The 18,828-nt window shown below is 68.1% G+C and carries 19 protein-coding genes and 1 pseudogene; 5 read left to right on the top strand and 15 right to left on the bottom strand.

All coding sequences use genetic code 11. The annotated features are described in order from the left end of the window. Positions 1-86 precede the first annotated feature (86 nt). Positions 87-173: pseudogene (locus ACFY12_RS12025) on the top strand (ATP-binding protein); the annotation flags it as partial. Between the two features lie 286 nt (positions 174-459). On the opposite strand, the gene ACFY12_RS12020 reads toward ACFY12_RS12025, so the two are convergent. From ACFY12_RS12020 to ACFY12_RS12000, 5 genes are all read right to left on the bottom strand, one after another. Continuing rightward, the gene (locus ACFY12_RS12020; RefSeq protein WP_390715650.1) at positions 460-846 is read right to left on the bottom strand and encodes a hypothetical protein; all 387 of its coding nucleotides are present in this window, start codon (positions 844-846) and stop codon (positions 460-462) included. A 484-nt stretch (positions 847-1,330) separates the two neighbouring features. After that, complete coding sequence (locus tag ACFY12_RS12015; RefSeq protein WP_390715649.1) at positions 1,331-2,278, bottom strand: GNAT family N-acetyltransferase; 948 nt, start codon at positions 2,276-2,278, stop codon at positions 1,331-1,333. A gap of 3 nt (positions 2,279-2,281) precedes the next feature. After that, positions 2,282-2,656 carry a transposase gene (locus ACFY12_RS12010; protein WP_390715648.1) on the bottom strand — a complete coding sequence of 125 codons (375 nt, stop codon included), beginning with the start codon at positions 2,654-2,656 and terminating at the stop codon, positions 2,282-2,284. Positions 2,657-2,677: 21 nt separating this feature from the next. Continuing rightward, entirely contained in the window at positions 2,678-3,097 is a 420-nt protein-coding gene (locus tag ACFY12_RS12005) for a VOC family protein (protein ID WP_390715647.1), read from the bottom strand. A gap of 206 nt (positions 3,098-3,303) precedes the next feature. Then, positions 3,304-4,266, bottom strand: a complete 963-nt coding sequence (locus tag ACFY12_RS12000) for an EamA family transporter (protein ID WP_390715646.1) — start codon at positions 4,264-4,266, stop codon at positions 3,304-3,306. A gap of 110 nt (positions 4,267-4,376) precedes the next feature. Here ACFY12_RS12000 and ACFY12_RS11995 point away from each other — a divergent pair, with 110 nt between their 5' ends. Continuing rightward, positions 4,377-5,339, top strand: a complete 963-nt coding sequence (locus tag ACFY12_RS11995) for a LysR family transcriptional regulator (RefSeq protein ID WP_390715645.1) — start codon at positions 4,377-4,379, stop codon at positions 5,337-5,339. Positions 5,340-5,670: 331 nt separating this feature from the next. Continuing rightward, positions 5,671-5,889, top strand: a complete 219-nt coding sequence (locus ACFY12_RS11990) for a hypothetical protein (protein ID WP_390715644.1) — start codon at positions 5,671-5,673, stop codon at positions 5,887-5,889. 560 nt (positions 5,890-6,449) lie between these two features. On the opposite strand, the gene ACFY12_RS11985 is transcribed toward ACFY12_RS11990, so the two are convergent. From ACFY12_RS11985 to ACFY12_RS11970, 4 genes are all read right to left on the bottom strand, one after another. Further along, complete coding sequence (locus ACFY12_RS11985) at positions 6,450-7,484, bottom strand: 2,3-diaminopropionate biosynthesis protein SbnB (RefSeq protein WP_390715643.1); 1,035 nt, start codon at positions 7,482-7,484, stop codon at positions 6,450-6,452. Between the two features lie 78 nt (positions 7,485-7,562). Beyond that, positions 7,563-8,033 carry a DUF2000 domain-containing protein gene (locus tag ACFY12_RS11980; RefSeq protein WP_390715642.1) on the bottom strand — a complete coding sequence of 157 codons (471 nt, stop codon included), beginning with the start codon at positions 8,031-8,033 and terminating at the stop codon, positions 7,563-7,565. A gap of 94 nt (positions 8,034-8,127) precedes the next feature. Beyond that, on the bottom strand, positions 8,128-9,876 hold the full coding sequence (locus ACFY12_RS11975; RefSeq protein ID WP_390715641.1) for a hypothetical protein: 1,749 nt from the start codon (positions 9,874-9,876) through the stop codon (positions 8,128-8,130). A gap of 55 nt (positions 9,877-9,931) precedes the next feature. Next, entirely contained in the window at positions 9,932-10,948 is a 1,017-nt protein-coding gene (locus ACFY12_RS11970; protein WP_390715640.1) for a pyridoxal-phosphate dependent enzyme, read from the bottom strand. 171 nt (positions 10,949-11,119) lie between these two features. Here ACFY12_RS11970 and ACFY12_RS11965 point away from each other — a divergent pair, with 171 nt between their 5' ends. Together ACFY12_RS11965 and ACFY12_RS11960 are read left to right on the top strand one after the other, a co-directional pair. Then, entirely contained in the window at positions 11,120-11,875 is a 756-nt protein-coding gene (locus ACFY12_RS11965) for an AzlC family ABC transporter permease (RefSeq protein WP_390715639.1), read from the top strand. Continuing rightward, positions 11,872-12,183 (top strand): AzlD domain-containing protein, encoded by a 312-nt coding sequence (locus ACFY12_RS11960; RefSeq protein ID WP_390715638.1) that lies wholly within the window; start codon positions 11,872-11,874, stop codon positions 12,181-12,183. The genes ACFY12_RS11965 and ACFY12_RS11960 overlap by 4 nt, the downstream gene beginning before the upstream one ends. Positions 12,184-12,347: 164 nt before the next feature. Here ACFY12_RS11960 and ACFY12_RS11955 read toward each other — a convergent pair whose 3' ends face one another. The 6 genes from ACFY12_RS11955 to nsrR all read right to left on the bottom strand — a co-directional run bounded on the left by ACFY12_RS11955 (position 12,348) and on the right by nsrR (position 18,755). Further along, positions 12,348-13,016: a class I SAM-dependent methyltransferase gene (locus ACFY12_RS11955; protein ID WP_390715637.1), complete on the bottom strand. Its 669-nt coding sequence runs from the start codon at positions 13,014-13,016 to the stop codon at positions 12,348-12,350. A 948-nt stretch (positions 13,017-13,964) separates the two neighbouring features. Further along, positions 13,965-14,744, bottom strand: coding sequence for an SDR family NAD(P)-dependent oxidoreductase (locus ACFY12_RS11950; RefSeq protein ID WP_390715636.1), 780 nt, complete (start codon positions 14,742-14,744; stop codon positions 13,965-13,967). Positions 14,745-14,882: 138 nt separating this feature from the next. Further along, a complete protein-coding gene (locus ACFY12_RS11945; protein WP_390715635.1) occupies positions 14,883-15,512 on the bottom strand; it encodes a class I SAM-dependent methyltransferase in 630 nt (209 codons plus the stop codon). 377 nt (positions 15,513-15,889) lie between these two features. Further along, entirely contained in the window at positions 15,890-16,753 is an 864-nt protein-coding gene (locus tag ACFY12_RS11940; RefSeq protein WP_390715634.1) for an LLM class flavin-dependent oxidoreductase, read from the bottom strand. Positions 16,754-17,012: 259 nt separating this feature from the next. After that, positions 17,013-18,209, bottom strand: a complete 1,197-nt coding sequence (locus ACFY12_RS11935; protein ID WP_390715633.1) for a globin domain-containing protein — start codon at positions 18,207-18,209, stop codon at positions 17,013-17,015. A 99-nt stretch (positions 18,210-18,308) separates the two neighbouring features. After that, positions 18,309-18,755 (bottom strand): nitric oxide-sensing transcriptional repressor NsrR, encoded by a 447-nt coding sequence (gene nsrR / locus ACFY12_RS11930; RefSeq protein WP_390715632.1) that lies wholly within the window; start codon positions 18,753-18,755, stop codon positions 18,309-18,311. Positions 18,756-18,828: the final 73 nt, after the last annotated feature.

Genomic DNA, 18,828 nt, shown 5'->3' with positions numbered 1-18,828 from the left:
CCGCCCCGAGCATCGCTGATCTTTCCGAGTACGACGAAAGCGACCACTTCTGATGGCCACCCCTCTTCGCACCGTTCCCGGCGCCCCATCACGCTCACGTCACAGTCGCTCAGGGTGATTCGTTCAGGTTCACCGAGGCCACCACCGGAAAGGGGGTGAAGCCCTTCAGCTGATCCACACGGCGGCGGTCAGCGTGAGCACTGGGGGGCGCTGGACAGGAGGCTGGGGTGAGGGCCGGGCAGCCAGGATCGGAGTCGTCTCCTGACGCATGCTGCTGGACGGCGTCCGGTAGTCACCGCGGACACGTCACTCAGCACGGGAAGCCCGCCACCTGCCATGTGACCGCGAATAGCGCACCGGAGAGGCCCTGCTGACGCGGAGGTCTCCGCCCGGCGCGCGCCGCGCACGTCCTGGGCACCCGGGTGCCCAGGACACGTCAGCGAGGGCCCACTTCCCCGGTCAGCAGCCCGGCGCCACCTGGTCGATGCGGCTGCCGAACTTGCCGTCCGCCTTGTAAGCGTTGGAGTAGTCACCGGCAACGACGGCGCGCTTCTCGGCCGGGTCGGTGTCGATGAAGCAGCCGGCCACGTTGGCCTGGAACGAGCCGACGTTGTCGTGCAGCTCGGGCGGCAGGTTCAGGGTGCCGCTCCCCGGCGACCAACGCCAGGTGGGCGCGCCCGGCATGTCGTTGTCCACCCAGAAGCAGATCTCGTTGGGCGCGCAGTCGGCGGCGCCCTTCGGCTTGGCGTCGGTGTCGGCCGCGAGGGCCGTACCGGCACTGAAGAGCGAGCCGGTGAGCATCAGCACCGACAGTGCGCCGACGATCCGGACGCGGGTCTTGGCCATCTCGTTCTCCCGTTCGTGGTGAGGTCAGGTCTGTGCTGCCTGTTCTGTGTCCGGCCGGACACTTCCCATACGGATGGCGGGTGCCGGTTGTATGACACCGGGCCAGGATTCTTTTCCGAAGGCCCAGATGCCCACCGGGCCGGGACGCTCCCGGGGTCCCCGGTGATACGGCGGCAAGTCCACCGGTCTCGGCGAGGTGGTTGAGGCCGCCGAACTGTTCACCCGCTCCGGCATGCCCGACGCCGCTCCCCCATGCCCAGGTGCGCGTTCCCCCCCGATCCCGAACGCATCGAGGCAGGCCGTTGCGCGCACGAGGGGCCGGCCGATGTCGGGGAACACGAAACGCGCGATGCCGCCGATGTCCATGCCCGCATCGCCCAGGGCTTGCCCGACCACGTTCTCAAGCCCGCAGGCGCAGCGCGCGGTGAGCTGTGAGGGTGTTTTTCTTCCTCCCTGCTACGACCGGTGGGACACAGTCGACGAATCAGCTTCCTGGTGGCAGGTGCGTTGTGCGTCGGTCATGTTCCTCACTGGCTTCTGGTGCACTACTGGCTTCTGGTGCGCTGTAGGAGAACTTGTACCCGGTGAAGTCGGCGACGTGGACGTATCCGATGCGCTGGTAGAGGGTGTTGCTGATGGGGTTGGCCGGGTCCGTGAACAGGACGACGTCCGTCGCGCCTGCGGCCAGCGCGGCACGGCTCACCTCGACTGTCACGGCGCCCGCGTAACCGCGGCCCCGGAGGTGAGCTGGGGTGTAGACGGGGTCCACTCGGATCATGCCGCCGACGATCGAGGTCGTGGCCGCCATGGAGACGGGAGTGCCGTCCGGGGTCTCCCAGAGTGTGAAGTGTCTGTCGCCGAAGCGCGAGTCCGCCCAGGAGCCGGCGTCGATCAAGTCGATGGAGAAGTGCTCCCCGACATCGACACAGAACTCACGGCACCAGCGCACGACTTGCTCGTGGTCCTTGTCACCTGTGACGCGTCCCCGGCCCTCTGGGTGCGGTTGCGGTGGGGTGAGCGTGCCGAGACGGTAAAGATGAGTCCGCCAGAAGGGGGCGGGCGCCGCGTCCGTGTGCCGTTGCCATGCATCCGCGAAAGCGGTGGCGGTGACGTGGTCCGCGAGGACACCGGAAGGGGAGTGGCCGAGGTCGGCCAGGTGAGCAGCGAGGGTGCCGGTCTGCTCGGAGGAGAGGGGGGTGACCCACAGGTGTCCGCGCGGAGTGCGATGAAAGACGGCGCGGACCTTGCCTCGTGACTCCAGCCGGCCGAAGACGCTGGGTTCGGCACTGTGCGCATCCGCCCCGCGTGTTCGCAGTTTTTCGATGGCTGTCAATGGCATGTTGTGCAGGGCGGGCCGGGAGTACAGGAAGTCTCCGGCTCGGGCGAGGAAGTCGTCGACGTCGTCGGTGAGTTGCCAGTCATCCGGGCGCATGCTTCATGATCCCGGATGCGCTCTGCTCGGGGAAGCGTTCTGCTCGGAGATGGACCGTCGCCACGACAGGTCCCCGTCCAGCTCTAGAAACAGGGCGGCGACGAAAGAGTACGGCCAGAGAGTACGGCCAGCCCGGGATGAGCTGCGAGGCGCGCTCTTCGCCCGGCCGTAGACGTGGCAGAACAGTCTCTCCGCCGAGCACGACGCGTCCGAGCGCAGCCACGGGGAAGCATCCACCGCCGGCACCAGCCGACCGTCGAGGAACCGGGGCAGGGGCAAGTCAGCCGGCAGAGTCTGTAGCCGCCCGGTGTCGATCCGGCCCTGGTTGAGCCCGCGAAGGTGATCAAGTTCGAGGCGTCGTTCGGCATGCCCGATCATGCCTGATAGGGAAGGGCTGACTCAGCAGACGCAGAACTCGTGCCCCTCGGGATCGGCCATCACGACATGGTGATCCGGGACTTCCTCCAGCACTGTGGCTCCGGCCCCGGTCAGTCTCCGGACTGCTTCGGCGATCGTGGCCCATCTCTCAGCGGCGGTGTCCTGGTCGGCAACCCGGACGTCCATGTGGAGCCGGTTCTTCACCACTTTCGGCTCCCGCACCTGCTGAAGGAACAGTCTGGGCCCCACCCCGGCCGGGTCGCAGAGCCAGGCGCCGTCCTCCGCATCGTCCTTGGAGAGGTCGAACTGCTGAAGCCACTCCTCTCTCGTGGCGAACGGAGCCGGCGGCGGCTCATCCACATACCCCAGCGCCAGCTTCCAGAACTCTGCGAGCCTCGTCGGGTCCGCGCAGTCGAGCGTCAAGTCAATCCTGAATGCCACTCCAGCTCTCCCTCCTCGATACACGCGACGACCGTAGCGAGGGGGTACGACAACCGGTGGGCCAACCAGCACTCATCAACGCCGGAAGGTGAAGAACAAGCTCAGCAGACTTACGCCGCGGCGACGGTGCGAATGCGCCGGCCTCAGCAGGTCTGCGCTGCCGACGGACCGGATCGGATCGGATCGGGCCCGGGACGAGGCCTTCCTCATCCGCGTGCGCCGCGGCTCGGCTCAGCTCCCGCCGCCACCCTGGTGTCGCAGACGACGCCCGGCCCCTGGTCCTCACCCTCCGGCCGGGTCGTCGGCCCGGGGCGCCGGGCCCCGCTCAGCAGCGTGACGGCCACCCCGCCGACCAGGAGGGCCGCCGCGCACCAGCGCAGGGCGCTGATGTCTTCGCCGAGCAGCAACGCCGCCGAGGACATCCCGAAGACGGGCACCAGGAGGGAGTACGGAGCGACCGCCGAGGCATGGTACGTACGCAGCAGGCGGCTCCAGACCACGAAGCCGAAGACGGTCGAACCCCAGGCCACATACAGGAGCGCTCCGGCTCCGCTGAAGTCCAGGGCGCGCAGCGCGGCCATGTCGGCGGCGGGGCCCTCGAAGAGCAGCGAGAGAACCGTCAGCGGCAGCACCGGCACCACACACGACCACACCATGAAGTTCAGGGCCCGCGGCGGGGAGGCCTTGCGGGTGGCCACGTTGGCCACCCCCCAGAAGACGGCGGCCGCCACGACCAGCACGAAGCCGAGCAGTGGCCCGGAAGCGCCCTCGTCGACCGCGGCCAGGGCGATGCCGGCCAGGGCGACGACCATGCCCAGCACGCGCGTACGCCCGGGGCGTTCACGCAGTACGGCGCTCGCGATCGCGGCCGTGAACACCGACTGCACCTGAAGGACGAGCGAGGACAGGCCCGCCGGCATCCCTTCGTGCATACCGATGAACAGCAGGCCGAACTTGCCGACGCCGAGCGCCAGCCCGACGGTGAGGATCCACCGCCAGGGAACGCAGGGGCGGCCGACGAAGAAGACAGCTGGCAGCGCGGCGACCAGGAAGCGCAGGGCGGAGAAGAGCAGTGGAGGGAAGTGGCCGAGGCCGACCTCGATGACGACGAAGTTGACGCCCCAGACGGCGGCGACGGCAACGGCGAGAGCTATGTGCACAGGACGCATACGCCGAGCATCCCGGGAACCGACTGTGAAGACCAGCACAGATCACTTCATGATTGGATGCAGCAACACTGAATTGTTCTCGTGTCGTCGAGGGAGGTCGAGGGAGTCCGATGCTGGATCTGGCCCGGCTGCGGGCACTGCACGCGGTGGCGGTGCACGGCTCGGTGGGAGCCGCCGCCACGGCGCTCGGATACACGCCGTCCGCGGTATCGCAGCAGATCGCCAAGCTGGAGCGGGAGACCCGTACGACGCTGCTCGAGCGGCACGGCCGCGGCGTGGTCCTCACCGACGCGGCACGGCAACTGGCCGGTACGGCAGAGCAGTTGCTCGCCCTCGTGGAGCAGGCCGAGACGACATTGGAGGAGCGGCGCGGGCGGCCCTCGGGGCGGCTGCTGGTAGCCGCCTTCGCCTCGGCCGCCCGCGGTCTGCTGCCGCCGGTCCTCGCCGAGCTCGCCGCACGGCACCAAGACCTCGACACCCGGCTCGTCGAAGTGGACCCGCACCAGTCGGTGGACCTGGTCGCACGCGGCGTGATCGACCTGGCCGTCACCCACGACTGGGACATCGCACCGCTGCCCGCCCCCGACGGCATCGAACGGACACCGATCGGCGACGACCCCTCGGAGATCGCCGTGACAGCCGGCCACCCCCTGACCGCGCGTGCCGCGCAGAGGCCGGGCGGCGCGCTGGACCGCGCGGACCTGGCAGGCGAACGCTGGATCTGCCAACCCCCTGGCTCGGTGTGCCACGACTGGCTGATCCGGACGCTGCGTGCCTCCGGCCACGAGCCCGACCTCGCCTACCAGGTGGCGGAGTACCAGACGCAGCTGGCCCTGGTCGCCGCCGGACTCGGCATCGCCCTCGTACCCCGGCTGGGCCGTGGCCCCCTGCCGGACAACGTGGTAATGCTGCCGCTCGAGCCCGTACCGGTACGACGGTTGTACGCAGTCTGGCGCCCCACAACAGCCCGCCGCCCAGCAATCACCGAAACCGTACGCGCACTACGCACCCACGCCACCTCACTCACAACCCCGCTGCCAACCCCACCGCCAACCCCACCGCCAGCCCCGTGACACCCGAGGCCCTACCCGAGGTCCTGCCCATCGACCCGACACCCAGCCCCTCCAGCAGCCGCGGGCCACAGGTACTGGCCACCTGCCGCCACAGCCAGCCAGCTGGCTGGCTGGCTGGCTGGCTGGCTGGCCGAGCCCGGCACCACAATCGGGCTGTAGGCGCACCGCACCGGCCATTCCCCGCCGCTTTCTCCGCACGCCCCTGTCCGTCAGGGGCGATTTCGGGGATCGGGCCCAGGGGGCCGAGTACTTCCTTACCGTGGATGGCATGACACGTCGAACTCCCGCGCGGGTTCGGTGAGTGTGGCTGGCTGCGCGGGGGGCTCCTGGTGTGCGCCGGGAGCAGTTTGTGCCGGACCGGGTGTGGTGGCCGACGCCGGGCGAGGATGGCCTGCACCGCCTGTACGACCGGGCGGTGGAGCCGCGGGCCTGGCTGAGGGTGGTCCACGCGCCCGGGGTCCCGCTGATCACGCAGATCAGCGACGGAACGGTGCCCACCGCCGGCCGGGCCAAGGGTGCCTTCACCTCCAGCTTTTCCGCTGCCGGGTGATCACCGGAGCCCCCCCCCGTGGCAGCACGAGTAACTACTTCCCCGACCTTCGCCACGGCATCGTCGGGCACCAGATGCTCCTGGCCGGCCTACAGGTACGCGCGACCGGCTCTACGAGGTCAGCCTCCTCGACGGCGCCGACGTCGGCCCTGCCGACATCCCGCGCCGCGAACGCTGCCCGGCACGCATCGACTTCGGGCAGTGGCCCACCCCTATCGCCCCAGCCATGGTTACCGGGCGGCTACGGCGCCGGCTCGTCGACCTCTACGGCCCGTTGTGCGGGGGGGATGCCGCAACGCCTGGGGCATCTACATCGACCACAATCACTTCACCGGACTCGCCCGCGGCCTGCCGTGCCGCAACTGCGACACCCACATCGAAAGCCGCCCCCACCTGTCCGGCCCGCAGGAAGGAGCTTCCCGAGGCTTCTTTCACGTTCGGAGTCAGGCTGGGAGCGCGACGAGGGCGGCTGCCACGTGCAGGCGTCGAGGTCTCGTGGCGCGGGCGGTGCGCCCTCTCCGAGCAGCACGGCGACTACAGGTACCGGAGTGGAGGCGTGGTCAGGAGACGGCAGAGAAGCCGCGGACGGTCACGACGCTGTCCGTTCCGTGACATCGCTCGAGGACCAAGCCGGCCAAGGCGATGTCCAGGGAGCCGAGGCCGAACGGCGCGTAGATGGCGGTCCTTTCGCGGTCGGGTTCGGCTGCGCCGCGCAGATAGTCGCCAATGGGGGTGATGTCGCGGCGGTCCACCGTGCCCTGCTCGACGGCGAGGGCCAGGGAGGTCTTCTCTCGAAGGGAGTGTGCTACGTCGTCGACGACGTGTACTGCCTCCGCCATGGCCTCGGGCAGCAGGTCGCGCAACGACATGTGCAGAATGACGGCGCCGGGTTTGAACCAGCCCGGTTCGCCGACGTGCGGGACGACCGCGGTGGTGGCGAAAAGCACGACATCTGCCCCGGTCACCGCCTCGCGCACGGTATCCGTCGTCGTCACGGTGGAGGTGAGGCCCGCGGCGTACTCGCCGATACCGGCCCCGAAGGAGCGGGCCCGCTCCTCGTCGAGGTCGTGGACCACGAGCTCCTGGCAGGTCCAGCCCAGCCCGGCGAGGACGCTCAGCGTGGTGCGGGAGATGTATCCGGTACCGATCACGGCCAGCTTGCCTATAGCACGGTCGCCTGTGCGCAGCGCGTCTGCGCCGACGGCCGCGGACAGGGCCGTGCGGTGGCCGCTGATCTGGGCTCCTTCGAGTACGGCCGTGGGGAATCCGGTGCGCAGATCGTTCAGAGCGATCAGGGCTGAGGCCCTGGGGAGGCCGAGTGCCAGGTTTTCGGGGAAGCTCGAGATCCACTTCAGACCCATGGCGGGGGACTGGCCAGCGACATACGCGGGCAGCGCGATGATGCGCTCTCGGCGCTCCTGGTCGGGGCGCAGGAACAAGCTGTCCGGGTTGACCAGCTTGCCCTCAGCCGCTTGGACGTAGACCTCCTCGACCACCTCCTTGGAGCGCTTGCCCAATGACTCAAGTGCCGCCTTCACCGCGGCTGCGGGAACGATGACGAGGTTCTGGTCCTGGGAGGGTGGGGCGGTGCTCATGTGGTGCCTCTCTCGTAGGGCCGGGTGGCAAGGCGCGGATGGTGCCGCGGTGGATCTGGGTGTGCTGTGGATGGTGTGTCAGCGCAGCAGTGAGAATTTCTTGGTCAGTGGGTCGACCTCGGTGCACGGTCCGAAGACGGCGACGCCGTAGAAGTCGAGTTCGGCCTCGGCGGTCCTGCTCATCCGCTCGAGCTGGTCGGTGTAACTGCCGCCGGTCATCTGGGCTGTGAAGTCGGTGCACAGCAGCCCGGCGGACGAGGACTCGTGCCGCAGTCGACGCAGCCAGGCCGGGCGGCCCTCAAGTACGACCAGGGACAGGCCCGACACCGGCGCGTGTGCCCCGCCATCGGCGTCTGGGAAGTTCAGGAAGGACATGTGGGGCAGTAGCTCCGGACGCTCGGCCGCGGCCTTTGCGACCAGGCCGAGACTCAGGTGGGAGGCCGCGTTCGCCGCGACTCCCTGGTCGAGCTTGGCCTTCAACGCCACTACGAATTTGTATTCGATGTCGACCTGTTCGGGCTCAACAAGAATGTGTACTGCTGCAGGCATGGATGTACCTCGGTAGTTTTTTCTTGGAGATTTTCGCAGGAGTTCGGAGTGCGCAAATATGCCACTTATCGGGAACCCGGAAGAGGATCCCGACTCAGCTGGATTCGGTCGAGTATTCGACGAACCGGTAAATATTCTGCGGGTTCAGCCGATAACCGGGACGGCCTTGGATGATGGCATCCTGGATGATGTCCCAGTTCGTGGTCTCGTGGAACCTTTCCTGGCAAGCACCGCGAAATCTGCGCACTGTCTGGGCCAGGGCTGCGGAAGTCCGATTCGTGCGTTGCGAGAGCTCGGCTGCCGACAGGAGAGGAACATCCAACCCCTCTGCACGGCTCTGTGTGAATTCTCGGCCCAGCACTCGGAGAATGTCAATGAGTGGCTTTGGCGTGATTTCGTGGACGGTAATTCCTTCCACTGAGAGCAGTGGGCCGTAAAGCGTCACCTCGAGCCGGTTCGGTTCGGGAAGTTGCTCATCGCCGAGGTCGAGGGAGAGGAATTCGGGTGCGAGGTGGTCGGCACGGAGTCCGATGTACCGGCTGAGCAGCCGACGGCGCTCCGTGCTCTGCGGTGCTTGCAGGTAGTCGACGACTGCGCCCAGGGTTTCCGGCACGGTCGGTCGCAGGTCCCGCAGGTAGCGTGTGATCCAGTCCACCGCGTCGCTCCTGCCGTGCAGCCGGGCGTGAAGAACGGCGGTGTCCAGCAGGATGAGGGAGGCGCAAGCTTCCAGACCGGCGTAGCCGAGCCGGTCATGAAGCGTCGCCGCCGTGTCGATCAGGACATGCGGCTTCACCCGGACCCGGTAGCTGCACAGCATCCGGTGCCAGCGTTCGTATGCCGTGAGATGGACGTTCCAGCTCTCGGAGCTTTGCAGGTAACGGTCGGCCAGGTGCTGGAACATTCTCGGATAGGGCGACTGCTGGTATGTGGCCCAGCCGAAGGAGAAGACATCGAGTGCCGCATCGAAGTCGCGCCGTGCGCCGTACCGGCAGGCGGAGATGAGGAATTCGCTGGTGTGGACGTAGCGCATGAGCAGTTCGCGGTCGCGTTCGGTCAGCTCGGTCGGACGCAGCGCGGACGATTCGACGAAAGTGCTGTATGTGCCGCTCTGCACGTCTCCCAAGTGGAAGGCGAAGCGCCGTCCCGCATCAGAGGCGGTCGGCGGATGCGCCGCGAGCACTTCCTCCACGTAGTCCCGCTGGGCTTCGAGTACAGCCGACGCCTCTCCCTTGTTTCCCGCGAGCAGTTGGGTGATGACGAGATCCGTGTGGAGCCAGGACGCATCGGCGTAATAGCGATACCTGCGGTAGCGCTCGAGGGAATCCCGGAAGAGCGGCAGTGCCCGCTCGGGGGCGTTCGCGGCAGCGGCCTTGAGCCCCTCATTCCACAACACGAAGGAGACCCGGGAGAACAACTCCGGCTTCGCCTTGAGCCCTGACGCGTCGGCCAGCCGCATGAACGCCGTCGGAAACACGGAATCGGCGTACCCCGCCCACCCCTGGCTCAGGTGGTCTGCCACCTCCGTGAGCAGGTCGAGGGAGCGCTCGCGCACGGCGCGGCCGAGGAGTTCGATCAGTTCCCTGGTCCGCGGCAGGATCCGGCCGGTATAGAAGAAGGAGGTGTTGACGTACCGTTCAGCGGTCTCCAGCAGCGTGGGGGCGGCGGTCGTCCCGTCGGCCATGCGTGCGCACAACTCGCCCAGGAGCAGCAGAACGGCGACATCGTGCTCATCGGCCTGCCGCAGATCGGCAGCCGGCACGTCCACCAGGTCCGCCACCGCGACCCGCCGGTCACCCGCGATGTACTCCTCGAGTGCCCGATAGCGCTCGATTACGCTGCTCATCTCCACTGTCCTGCCTATCCTTCGTATCGCCCACTCGCGGGAGATCCGGGCCCGGCTATCCGGCTACCGGGGCCTTCGTCGCCGCATCCGGCCCGCGGCGGTCGTCTTCTGCGGCGGTATCTGCACCGATTCTCTCCAGCCATGCGTCGTTGTAGACGGTGCTTTCGTACTTCTCGCCGCCGTCCGCACATATGCACAGCACGTCGCTGATATCGGGGTTCTCCTCCAGGTAGCGCACGCAGGCGGCGACGACCGCTCCGGAGGATGCCCCCAGGTGGATGCCTGCGTCCTTGAGGACTCTCCTGCAGTAGTACGCCGCCTCCGCGGTGCCAACGTACATGTAGTGGTCGATCAGCCAGTCCTCGAGGAATGAGGAGGGCCGGCTGGCGCCGATGCCGGAGAGATACCGCCGGCCGGGCCTGCCGCCATAGGCGACGGAGCCCGTGACATCGACAGCCACCATGCGCGTGCTGAGACCGTTCTCCTTGAAGTAACGGCTTACACCGGCGAACGTCCCGCCGGTGGAGACGGCCGCGAAGAGCGCGTCAGGCGGGGTAGGCATCTGATCCAGAATCTCGGGGCCGGTCATCCGACGATGGATCTCCGGGTTCTGCTGGCTTCCGTACTGGTTGACCCACACATACTTGTCGTCGGAAGCCAGTATCTCGCGCACCTTCGCGAGCCGTGACAGCAAGTACCCGCCCGCCTCGTCGGCCTCGTCGACCATGACGATGCCCGCCCCGAGATCCTCAAGGCGACTGCGGCACTCCACAGTGCTCATCGGGTCGAGCACCGCCGTAAAACCGACTCCCAGATAGCGAGCCATGCTCGCGAGCGCAAGGCCGAGGTTCCCGGACGTGGACTCGATCAGCTCCACGCCGGGCCGCACCTTGCCCTCGTCGACCAGACCCCGTACCAAGCCGTACGCGGTACGGGCTTTGATCGACCCAGTGATGTTGTGGCCTTCGAGCTTGAGCTGGATCGTGCGCTGCCGCCCCTGCACGTCAAGCGTGATCGGCTTCACCGGAGTGAGCCCGAGCAAGGTCTCGAAGCGGTCCAGATAGTGCTGCATGACCCCTCACACGTTGCCTCTGCCGACGGCTCTCCGCCGCCCCTCCCGGCTTGTCATCTAGAAGGTTTTAGATGACAAGATAGCGTCAGCCTACGTAGCATTGTTGACACATGAAAGGGCTGTCTCAGGATCTGAGCCACCCATCCCGACGAGTCGCGGAGAGGCGACAACTTGACCGAGAAAACACAGCACCACATGACGGCGGAAGAGAGGTCAGGGCTCCTGCGGGACGCGCTGGGCGTCGGCCTCGCGGTCGGGGCATACGGTCTGTCCTACGGAGCGCTGGCGGTCTCCAGCGGCCTCACGGTCGGCCAGACCCAGTTCCTCTCCGCACTGTTGTACGGCGGCTCGTCCCAGCTCGCTCTTGTAGGCGCCCTGGCAGCGGGCGGCGGCGCCGCAGCGGCCAGCGCAACGGCCGCTCTACTGGGCGTGCGCAACCTCTTCTACGGCGTCAGCCTGCGGCCCGCTCTCGGGCTGCGCGGCAGGCAACTGCTACCGGCTGCCCATCTGCTGAGCGACGAAAGTGCGGCGATGGCCATCGGCAAGAACGGTCCGGCAGCCGGACGCCTCGCGTACTGGGCCACCGGCATCGTGGTGTTCCTCTGCTGGAATGCCGCGACCCTGATCGGCTCGCTGGCCGGCTCCCTCCTCACGGACCCGAAGGCCCTGGGACTCGACGCTGCGTCGTCCGCCGCGTTCCTCGCGCTGGTCGCGCCCCGGTTGCGGGAACGTGCCAACCAGTTGGTCTTCGTCCTGGCCTGCGCGGTGGCGGTATGCTCCGCCCCGCTGCTCGGTGCCGGTCTGCCGGTGGTACTCGCCGGGCTCACGGCACTCAGCGTGCTGCTGCTTCCCACGCCGGTGTCCCGGCCGGCCGAGCCTGCCACCGACGGTGGCCGACGTGAACCGAAGACGGAGGGGGCGTCATGAGCTGGTCCTGGATCCTCGCCGCTACCGCGGCGTGCTTCGCACTCAAGCTGGCCGGACTTCTGGTCCCCGAGAACGTGCTGCGCCACCCTGCCATCGCCCGGACGGCCGGTGCCGTACCGATCGCCCTGCTGGCAGCCTTGATCGCCACCCAAACCCTCATCGACCAGCAGCAGATCGCGCTGGACGCCCGGGCTGCCGGGATTGCAGTCGCGGCAGTGGCCGTGTGGCGGCGCGCCCCGTTCCTGGTCGTGGTGGTCTCCGCGGCGGCGACAACCGCACTGCTGCGGTGGCTCCCGACGCTGGTCTAAGACACGGCAGTGCGGTGTCGCCTTGGAAGATGTTTATGCAGGTTCGGCCTTATATGCGGCTATGGCAGCCGCGACATCCAGGGAGCAGTTCCGGGCACACCTGAGTGCCCGGCCGGCAGGTGAACCCCGCGCCGGCCGGGCACTCACGCAGCCCAGCGCCTTTCTCAGCCCTGAGGAGAGGCGTACACAACCCAGTTGTCGTGCGTGTGGGGGGAGGGACGGAAGTCGCCATGCGGCGGGTCATCCCAGGAGATACGGCGGATCTCGTGAATGGTCCACTCGGAGAACAGCTCCCGCATCTCGCCCTCTTCATAGAAGCGGAAGAGCGTGTCCTTGTACGCGAAGGTGTGCCGCGCTATCTCCTCGCCCTCACCGTAGGTCTCGTCCTTGAGCGTGAAGGCGTTGGTGACGAACAGACCGCCGGGCGCAACGATGCGGCGGGCCTCCCTGATGAGATGGCTCGGGTCCTGGATTTGACCGAAGACGTCGAAGCAGGTCACCGCGTCCACGGAACCATCAATCAGCGGAAGGTCCGTGGCGTCAGCCCGGAGCAGGAACGAGCGCTGCTTGATCACACGGCGGGCGTGCGCGAGCCCGGTCGGCGCGATGTCCACCCCGAGCGCCGTGAAGCCTGCCTCCGCGAGCGCCGCGAGGTTGCGCCCGTCACCGCACCCGAGGTCGACGACCGTGCGCACATTGCGCTCCTTGAGCACCTCGACCGCCTGCGGGATCACCGGAATCGGGTCCTCCTGCCACAGCGGCCCAGCGTCCTGGTCCTGGTAGGCCTTCTCCCAGCCGTACTGAAGCTCCGCATACTCCAACTGGCTTGTCATTTTGCCTCCTCAAGATGACTAATATGGATCATCTTATGGAGCTGGATTGACACGTAAAGAGGCGTCTCAAGATCCGGGCGCGGCCGATTACAGATGGTGCTGTCCACGGCAGCAAGGGCCGTTGAGCAGACGCCCGCGAACAAGGTGCGCTTCGTGCTGCCTGCTGGGGAGTTGCTCCGGCCAGGCATCCACCGGCGTTGCAGCATTCCCCCGCACAACGGGCTCGCCCGCCTCGCCGGGCTCCGTGCAGGCGATGAGCCGCCTGGGGCATCTACATCGACCACAATCACTTCACCGGACTCGCCCGCGGCCTGCCGTGCCGCAACTGCGACACCCGCATCGAAAGCCGCCCCCACCTGTCCGGCCCTCAGGAAGGAGCTTCCCGAGGCTTCTTTCACGTTCGGAGTCAGGCTGGGAGCGCGCCGAGGCACTCCAGGAACTCATCGGCGAAGCATTACCCTTCGCACGTGGCCGTCCGGCCACCCCTCGACACGGAACGGACCTACCATCCGATCCGATTCACGACGCACATGCGCACTGCCGCAACCGCCGCCACACCCGCTCCGTCACGCTCTATCCGCACTGCCAACTCCTCGACCAGTAGCCTTGCTTCCAGCCTGGCGATGTCGAACATGCGGGGTGACAGTAACGCTTGGCGAACGTACTCATGGGCGATACCGAGACGCACATCAGGGTGCCCACCGCTTGCAGCCCTACGAGGCCCCGGAGTCCGAACCCCTCACAAGACCAACGATGCCAGGCGCCATCGCCTGGGCCAGAACAACGCCTTCGATCCGGGAAGACACAGCCCGCTCAACCCCTCCTCCCCCAGCACGCCCCGTGGGTCATAGCCAGCCGGGATGCGGCCCGCTCGGGTGAGTTCACCGAGGCCTGAACGGGCCGGAGGAATCTGGTGGCCCTGGTGGGATCTGAAGGTTCCGGCCGGGATCAGTGGACGGAGAAACCGCCGTCGACGAAGAGCGACTGACCGGTGACATAGGCAGCGGCGCGGCTTGCCAGGAACACCGCGGCTCCCGCGAAGTCCTCGGCCAGGCCGTTGCGTCCGACCATCGTGCGCGAGGCCAGGGCAGCCACCTTCTCGGGATCGGAGGACAGACGGGCATTGAGCGGCGTCATCACGAAACCCGGCACCAGGGTGTTGCACGTGACACCGTGCGGCGACCAGGCCTCGGCCTGGGAGCGGGCCAGCGATTCCAACGCCCCCTTGGAAACGCCGTAGGCGCCGCTCTGGACGAACGCCCGGTGCGCCTGCTGGGAGGAGATGTGGATGATCCGCCCGAAGCCCCGTTCGGCCATGCCGGGCCCGAATCGCCGTCCCAGCAGGTACGGAGCCTCCAGGTTCACCGCCATGGTGGTGTCCCACACCTCTTCGCCCAGTTCGTCCATGGGCGGCCGCAGGTTGATTCCGGCCGAGTTGACGAGGATGTCAGGCTCCCCGAATACCTGGGTCGCATCCTTCGCCGCCCCGCGCACCCCCTCACGGGTACTCAGGTCGGCACTCACCCAGGCCGCCCGGCAGCCGTGAGCGGTCAGCTCACCGGCCGTGGCGGCAAGCTCCGCCTCCCTGCGCGCCACGACCACAACGCTCGCCCCCGCGCGTCCCAGAGCCCGGGCGATGGCCCGGCCGATGCCGGAACTGCCGCCGGTCACCACGGCGACCAGCCCGTCCAGTGAGAACAGTTCGGAGAGGTAGGCCTGTGAGCTCATCCTCGCACCCTAATAGGGCAACGGTGTTTGCCGTGCCTGCTGCCGCCCGCCCGATCGATCGGTCAGATCATGCCGCTTCAAACGACCTTCACCCACAAGATGATCTACATCAACCCGCCCAAAGACCACGGGCACTCTCTAGTGGAGGCGCGCCAGCACGTGGGCATCGAGGAAGCCCCGCTCAGACGCCGGATCGTGGATCAGCCGCGCGAACGGGACGAGCCCGGCCCCGGCCAGCAGCTCGGCGAACCGGTCCACCGGCCAGCTATACGCGGGCGTCACCTTGTGGTCGAAGCGAACCGGCTCGGGCGCGTCGGTCGCGAAGAACGAGACCAGGAGCAGGCCCCCTGGTGCCAGGACACGCACCTGCTCGGCGAGCAGCGCGGGGAGTTCCCCAGGAGGGGTGTGGATCATCGAGTAGTGGGCCAGCACGCCGCCGAGCGCGCCGTCCTCGACCGGCAGGGCCTCCATCCGCGCCTCGTCGAACCGCAGCGCCGGATGGGCCCGCCGGGCGTGGTCGACCATGGCCGGGGAGAGGTCGAGCCCGAAGGCGTCCAGCCCCAGGTCGTGCAACATGGCCGTCAGATGTCCGGGCCCGCACCCGACGTCGGCCGCCCGCGGGTTCCCCGTCCCCCGCACCAGCTCGGCGAAGGTGCCGATCATGGCCCGGGCGAACGGCTGCGTCTCCAGTCGATCAGCGAACATCGACGCATACAACTCGACGACCCCGTCGTAGGCCGCCCTGGTCTCGTCCTGGTACTCCACCACGGAAAAGAAGCTAACACCCACACGTTCGCAACCGTTCCGGACGCCCTCACGCACGCCCAGCGACACCAGAGCACCGAGGCGAGTACATCACTGCCTTCGACGAGGAAGGCCGGGAGTTCGACAGCGCCTTCGCCACCCAGAACTGGCGCAAGGCCATGGTGGACAGGAACCGCACCGGGCAGTTCACCCGCAAACACTTCGGGCCGATGGCCTTCACCCACCTCGCCGAGAAACTGCACTACGGCGATGAGGGAGGCCGGGGGCCTCCTTCGGTGTTGGCTGCGGCTCGCTGTCAACCGGCCCAGGAAGCGACCGAAGAATCCCAGCGACGACCCGGCACACCCGTGAACGGCGATTGAGACCACCGGTGGCCCCGCTCAGACCACCGGTGGCCCCGCCTCGATGCGGCGCAATACCGGGGGCAGTCGGTCCAGGTCTGGGCCGGTTTGGAGCTGTCGCTCGTCCCACCACGTGGCGCCGGCATCGTGCAGCGGACCGATCACGTCCTTGGCCTTGGCCATGTCCGGGGACGTGGCACCGCCGAGCACGAACTCGAAGGGGCGCTCGGCGCCGACCGTACGGTGTTTGCGTACATAGCCGACAAGATCCCGCACCTCCGCCACATCCGGCACATGGCCATGCCGGGCCGTCTCGAACAGCGGCACCGCGCCGTCCCACCGCGCTGCCCGCCGCATGGGCGGACGACGCGGCCAGAACCCGCCGATCCACACCGGCGGCCCGGGCCGCTGCACAGTGGCAGGCAGTAGCGTCACGTCCCGAACCTCGTAGTGCCGGCCATGGTGATTCACCGGCTCACCGGACCAGAAGCGCCCCAACAGCTCCAGTCCCTCGTCCAGCCGCTCGGCGAGGAGGTGCGGCTCTGCGGCGTCGCCGAAGCTGCGATATTCGTCCTCGATCGGACCACCCAGGCCGGCGGCGAAAATCACCCGGCCACCGCTGAGGTGGTCCAGGGTGGCCACTTGGCGGGCGAGTTGCTGCGGACGGTAGCGGGGAACCGGCGTCAGAAGGGTGCCCAGTCGGAGCCGGGAGGTCGCCAGCGCGGCCGCGGTCAGCAGCATCCAGGGGTCTCCGAAGGGACGCCCCTGGTGCTGCCGGTGCAGCACGTGGTCCCAGACGAAGAGCCCGTCCCAGCCGGCCTCTTCGGCGGCAGCCGCCACGGTCGCAACCGTACAAGGATCGGCGAAATCACCGAAGTTGGGGATGTTGATGGAGAAGCGCATCCCAGCAGCATGCGCCGCCGGCCGCAAACGGGCAATCGAATTCGGAGCCAGACGGCTTCACGGCAAGCTGCCGACAGACGCAGGACCATGCGCAATCCATCGGGACCCTGAACCGCAGCTGGACTGGCAGGACTGGCAGGACAACGTCCGGACCTGGGGTGACAGCTCGACGTCCGCTCAAGGGCAATGACATCGAGCGGCCCCTGCTGCTGTTGCTTCCGCTGTGCCCCTGCTGCTGTTGCCGCTGCGCGTACCGCTGTTACTGCTGTGCGCGCCAGAGATCGGGGCCGAACACTTCGTAGTGGATCTTCTGTGCGGGTATGCCGCGGCGCAGCAGGTCGCCGCGGACGGAGCGCATGAAGGGCAGCGGGCCGCAGAGGAAGGCGGTGAGGGTGAGGGGAAGTTCCAGGCCGCTGAGGTCGGCCCGGCCGGTCGATGCCCCGGGTGCGGAGTCATCGGGCTGCTCGTACCAGAGGTGGAGGCGGGCGTCGGGCAGGGCCTGCACCAGGGTGAGCAGTTCGTCGCGGTGTGCGTGGTCGGCGGGTGAGCGGTCGGCGTGGACCACGGTCACCGGTCGGCCGGAGCCGGTGGCGGCGAGGTGGCCGAGCATGGCCAGCGTGGGCGTGACGCCGATGCCGGCGGTTGCCAGCAGCAACGGGCCGTCGCCGTCCGGCAGTACCAGGTCGCCGAACGGGGCGGACACGGTGACGGTACCTCCCACGCGGGCGTGTGCGTGGAGCCAGGAGGAGACCTCGCCGTCAGGCTGCCCGTCGCCCCGGACCCGTTTGACGGTGATCCGCCAGGTGTCGCTTCCCGGGGCGGCGGACAGGCTGTACTGCCGGATCTGCCGTGCGCCATCGGGCAGTTCGGTCCGGACGCTCACGTATTGGCCCGGACGGAACGGCTCGGCGGGCCGGCCGTCGGCGCGCCGGAGCAGGAAGGAGACCGCCTGCGGGGTCTCCTGACGCCGTTCGACGATCTCCATGCGGTGCCAGACGTCGCCCTCCGCGACGCCGGCCTCCTGGTAGAGGCGGGCCTCGTGGGCCATCAGCGCGTTGGCCATCAGCCAGTAGACCTCGTCCCAGGCGGCGGCTACGCGGGGGGTGACGGCGTCGCCGAGCACTTCGGCGATCGCCGCGAAGAGGTGACGGTGGACGATCTTGTACTGGTCGGAGGTGATACCCAGGGACGCGTGCTTGTGCGCGATCCGGGCGAGCATCGCCTCGGGGCTCGCCCCGGGGCCGTCCAGGAGCATGCCGGCGAACGCCGCGATGGATCCCGCCAGCGCGCGCTGTTGCTGTCCGCCGGCCTGGTTTCCCCGGTTGAACAGGTCCCGCAGCAGCTCGGGGTGGGCGTCGAACAGCCTGCGGTAGAACGCCTCGGTGATGTCCCCCATGGCGGCACCGACCACCGGGAGGGTGGCCCGGACGACGGGTGTGGACTGTTCGGACAGCACAGCGCCTCCTGAGATTGCTAATGAGATTGCTGAATTGGTTAATGATCTTCGTGTTTGGAGGAGTGGGAATCACGCCCCGCCCACCGCGACTCGCTCCGGCTACGGGGCCGCGCGGCCCGTCAGGGAGACCAGGACGGGACCGGTGGGCGAGGCCACCAGGTCGGCCACGGTCAGCGGGTCGAGCGTGGCGTAGAACGCGTTCTGGGCCTCGCGCAGCGCCTGTCGCAGCCGGCAGGCCGCCCGGAGCGGGCATGGCGGGTCGCCCTCACAGGCAACGACCTCGCCGTCACCTTCGAGCTCCCGCACCAGCCAGCCCACGGAGGCGCGACGCCCGAGATCGGTCAGCACCAGCCCACCACCGCGGCCCCGACGGGCCTCCACCACGCCCAGGTGCTGCAAGCGCGTGATCGCCTTCGCCGCGTGGGTGTACGGCACCCCCATGGCCTCCGCCACCATCCGCGTGGTCAGCGCCTCATCGGTGTCCCGGGAAACCGCCAGGCGCATCACGGAACGCAGCGCCAGGTCGGTGAACTTTGTCAGCCGCACAGCCCGGACACTAGCAAAGACGCATTTCAGATTCATATTTTTGGGGCGCGGGTGACAGTGTGTGGCAGTGTGG

The sequence above is a fragment of the Streptomyces sp. NPDC001339 genome, from assembly GCF_042895955.1.
GTDB lineage: Bacteria > Actinomycetota > Actinomycetes > Streptomycetales > Streptomycetaceae > Streptomyces.
Note: the sequence above shows the minus strand (reverse complement) of the source record. Positions and strands in the feature narration are given on the sequence as shown.

What these genes read in the sequence shown, in the direction of transcription:
- ACFY12_RS12010 (WP_390715648.1), bottom strand. Translation starts at nt 2,656, where the DNA reads ATGATCGGGCATGCCGAACGACGCCTCGAACTTGATCACCTTCGCGGG.
- ACFY12_RS11975 (WP_390715641.1), bottom strand. Translation starts at nt 9,876, where the DNA reads ATGAGCAGCGTAATCGAGCGCTATCGGGCACTCGAGGAGTACATCGCG.
- ACFY12_RS11985 (WP_390715643.1), bottom strand. Translation starts at nt 7,484, where the DNA reads ATGAGCACCGCCCCACCCTCCCAGGACCAGAACCTCGTCATCGTTCCC.
- ACFY12_RS12000 (WP_390715646.1), bottom strand. Translation starts at nt 4,266, where the DNA reads ATGCGTCCTGTGCACATAGCTCTCGCCGTTGCCGTCGCCGCCGTCTGG.
- ACFY12_RS11995 (WP_390715645.1), top strand. Translation starts at nt 4,377, where the DNA reads ATGCTGGATCTGGCCCGGCTGCGGGCACTGCACGCGGTGGCGGTGCAC.
- ACFY12_RS11950 (WP_390715636.1), bottom strand. Translation starts at nt 14,744, where the DNA reads ATGAGCTCACAGGCCTACCTCTCCGAACTGTTCTCACTGGACGGGCTG.
- ACFY12_RS12020 (WP_390715650.1), bottom strand. Translation starts at nt 846, where the DNA reads ATGGCCAAGACCCGCGTCCGGATCGTCGGCGCACTGTCGGTGCTGATG.
- ACFY12_RS11940 (WP_390715634.1), bottom strand. Translation starts at nt 16,753, where the DNA reads ATGCGCTTCTCCATCAACATCCCCAACTTCGGTGATTTCGCCGATCCT.
- ACFY12_RS11955 (WP_390715637.1), bottom strand. Translation starts at nt 13,016, where the DNA reads ATGACAAGCCAGTTGGAGTATGCGGAGCTTCAGTACGGCTGGGAGAAG.
- ACFY12_RS11960 (WP_390715638.1), top strand. Translation starts at nt 11,872, where the DNA reads ATGAGCTGGTCCTGGATCCTCGCCGCTACCGCGGCGTGCTTCGCACTC.
- ACFY12_RS11980 (WP_390715642.1), bottom strand. Translation starts at nt 8,033, where the DNA reads ATGCCTGCAGCAGTACACATTCTTGTTGAGCCCGAACAGGTCGACATC.
- ACFY12_RS11970 (WP_390715640.1), bottom strand. Translation starts at nt 10,948, where the DNA reads ATGCAGCACTATCTGGACCGCTTCGAGACCTTGCTCGGGCTCACTCCG.
- ACFY12_RS12015 (WP_390715649.1), bottom strand. Translation starts at nt 2,278, where the DNA reads ATGCGCCCGGATGACTGGCAACTCACCGACGACGTCGACGACTTCCTC.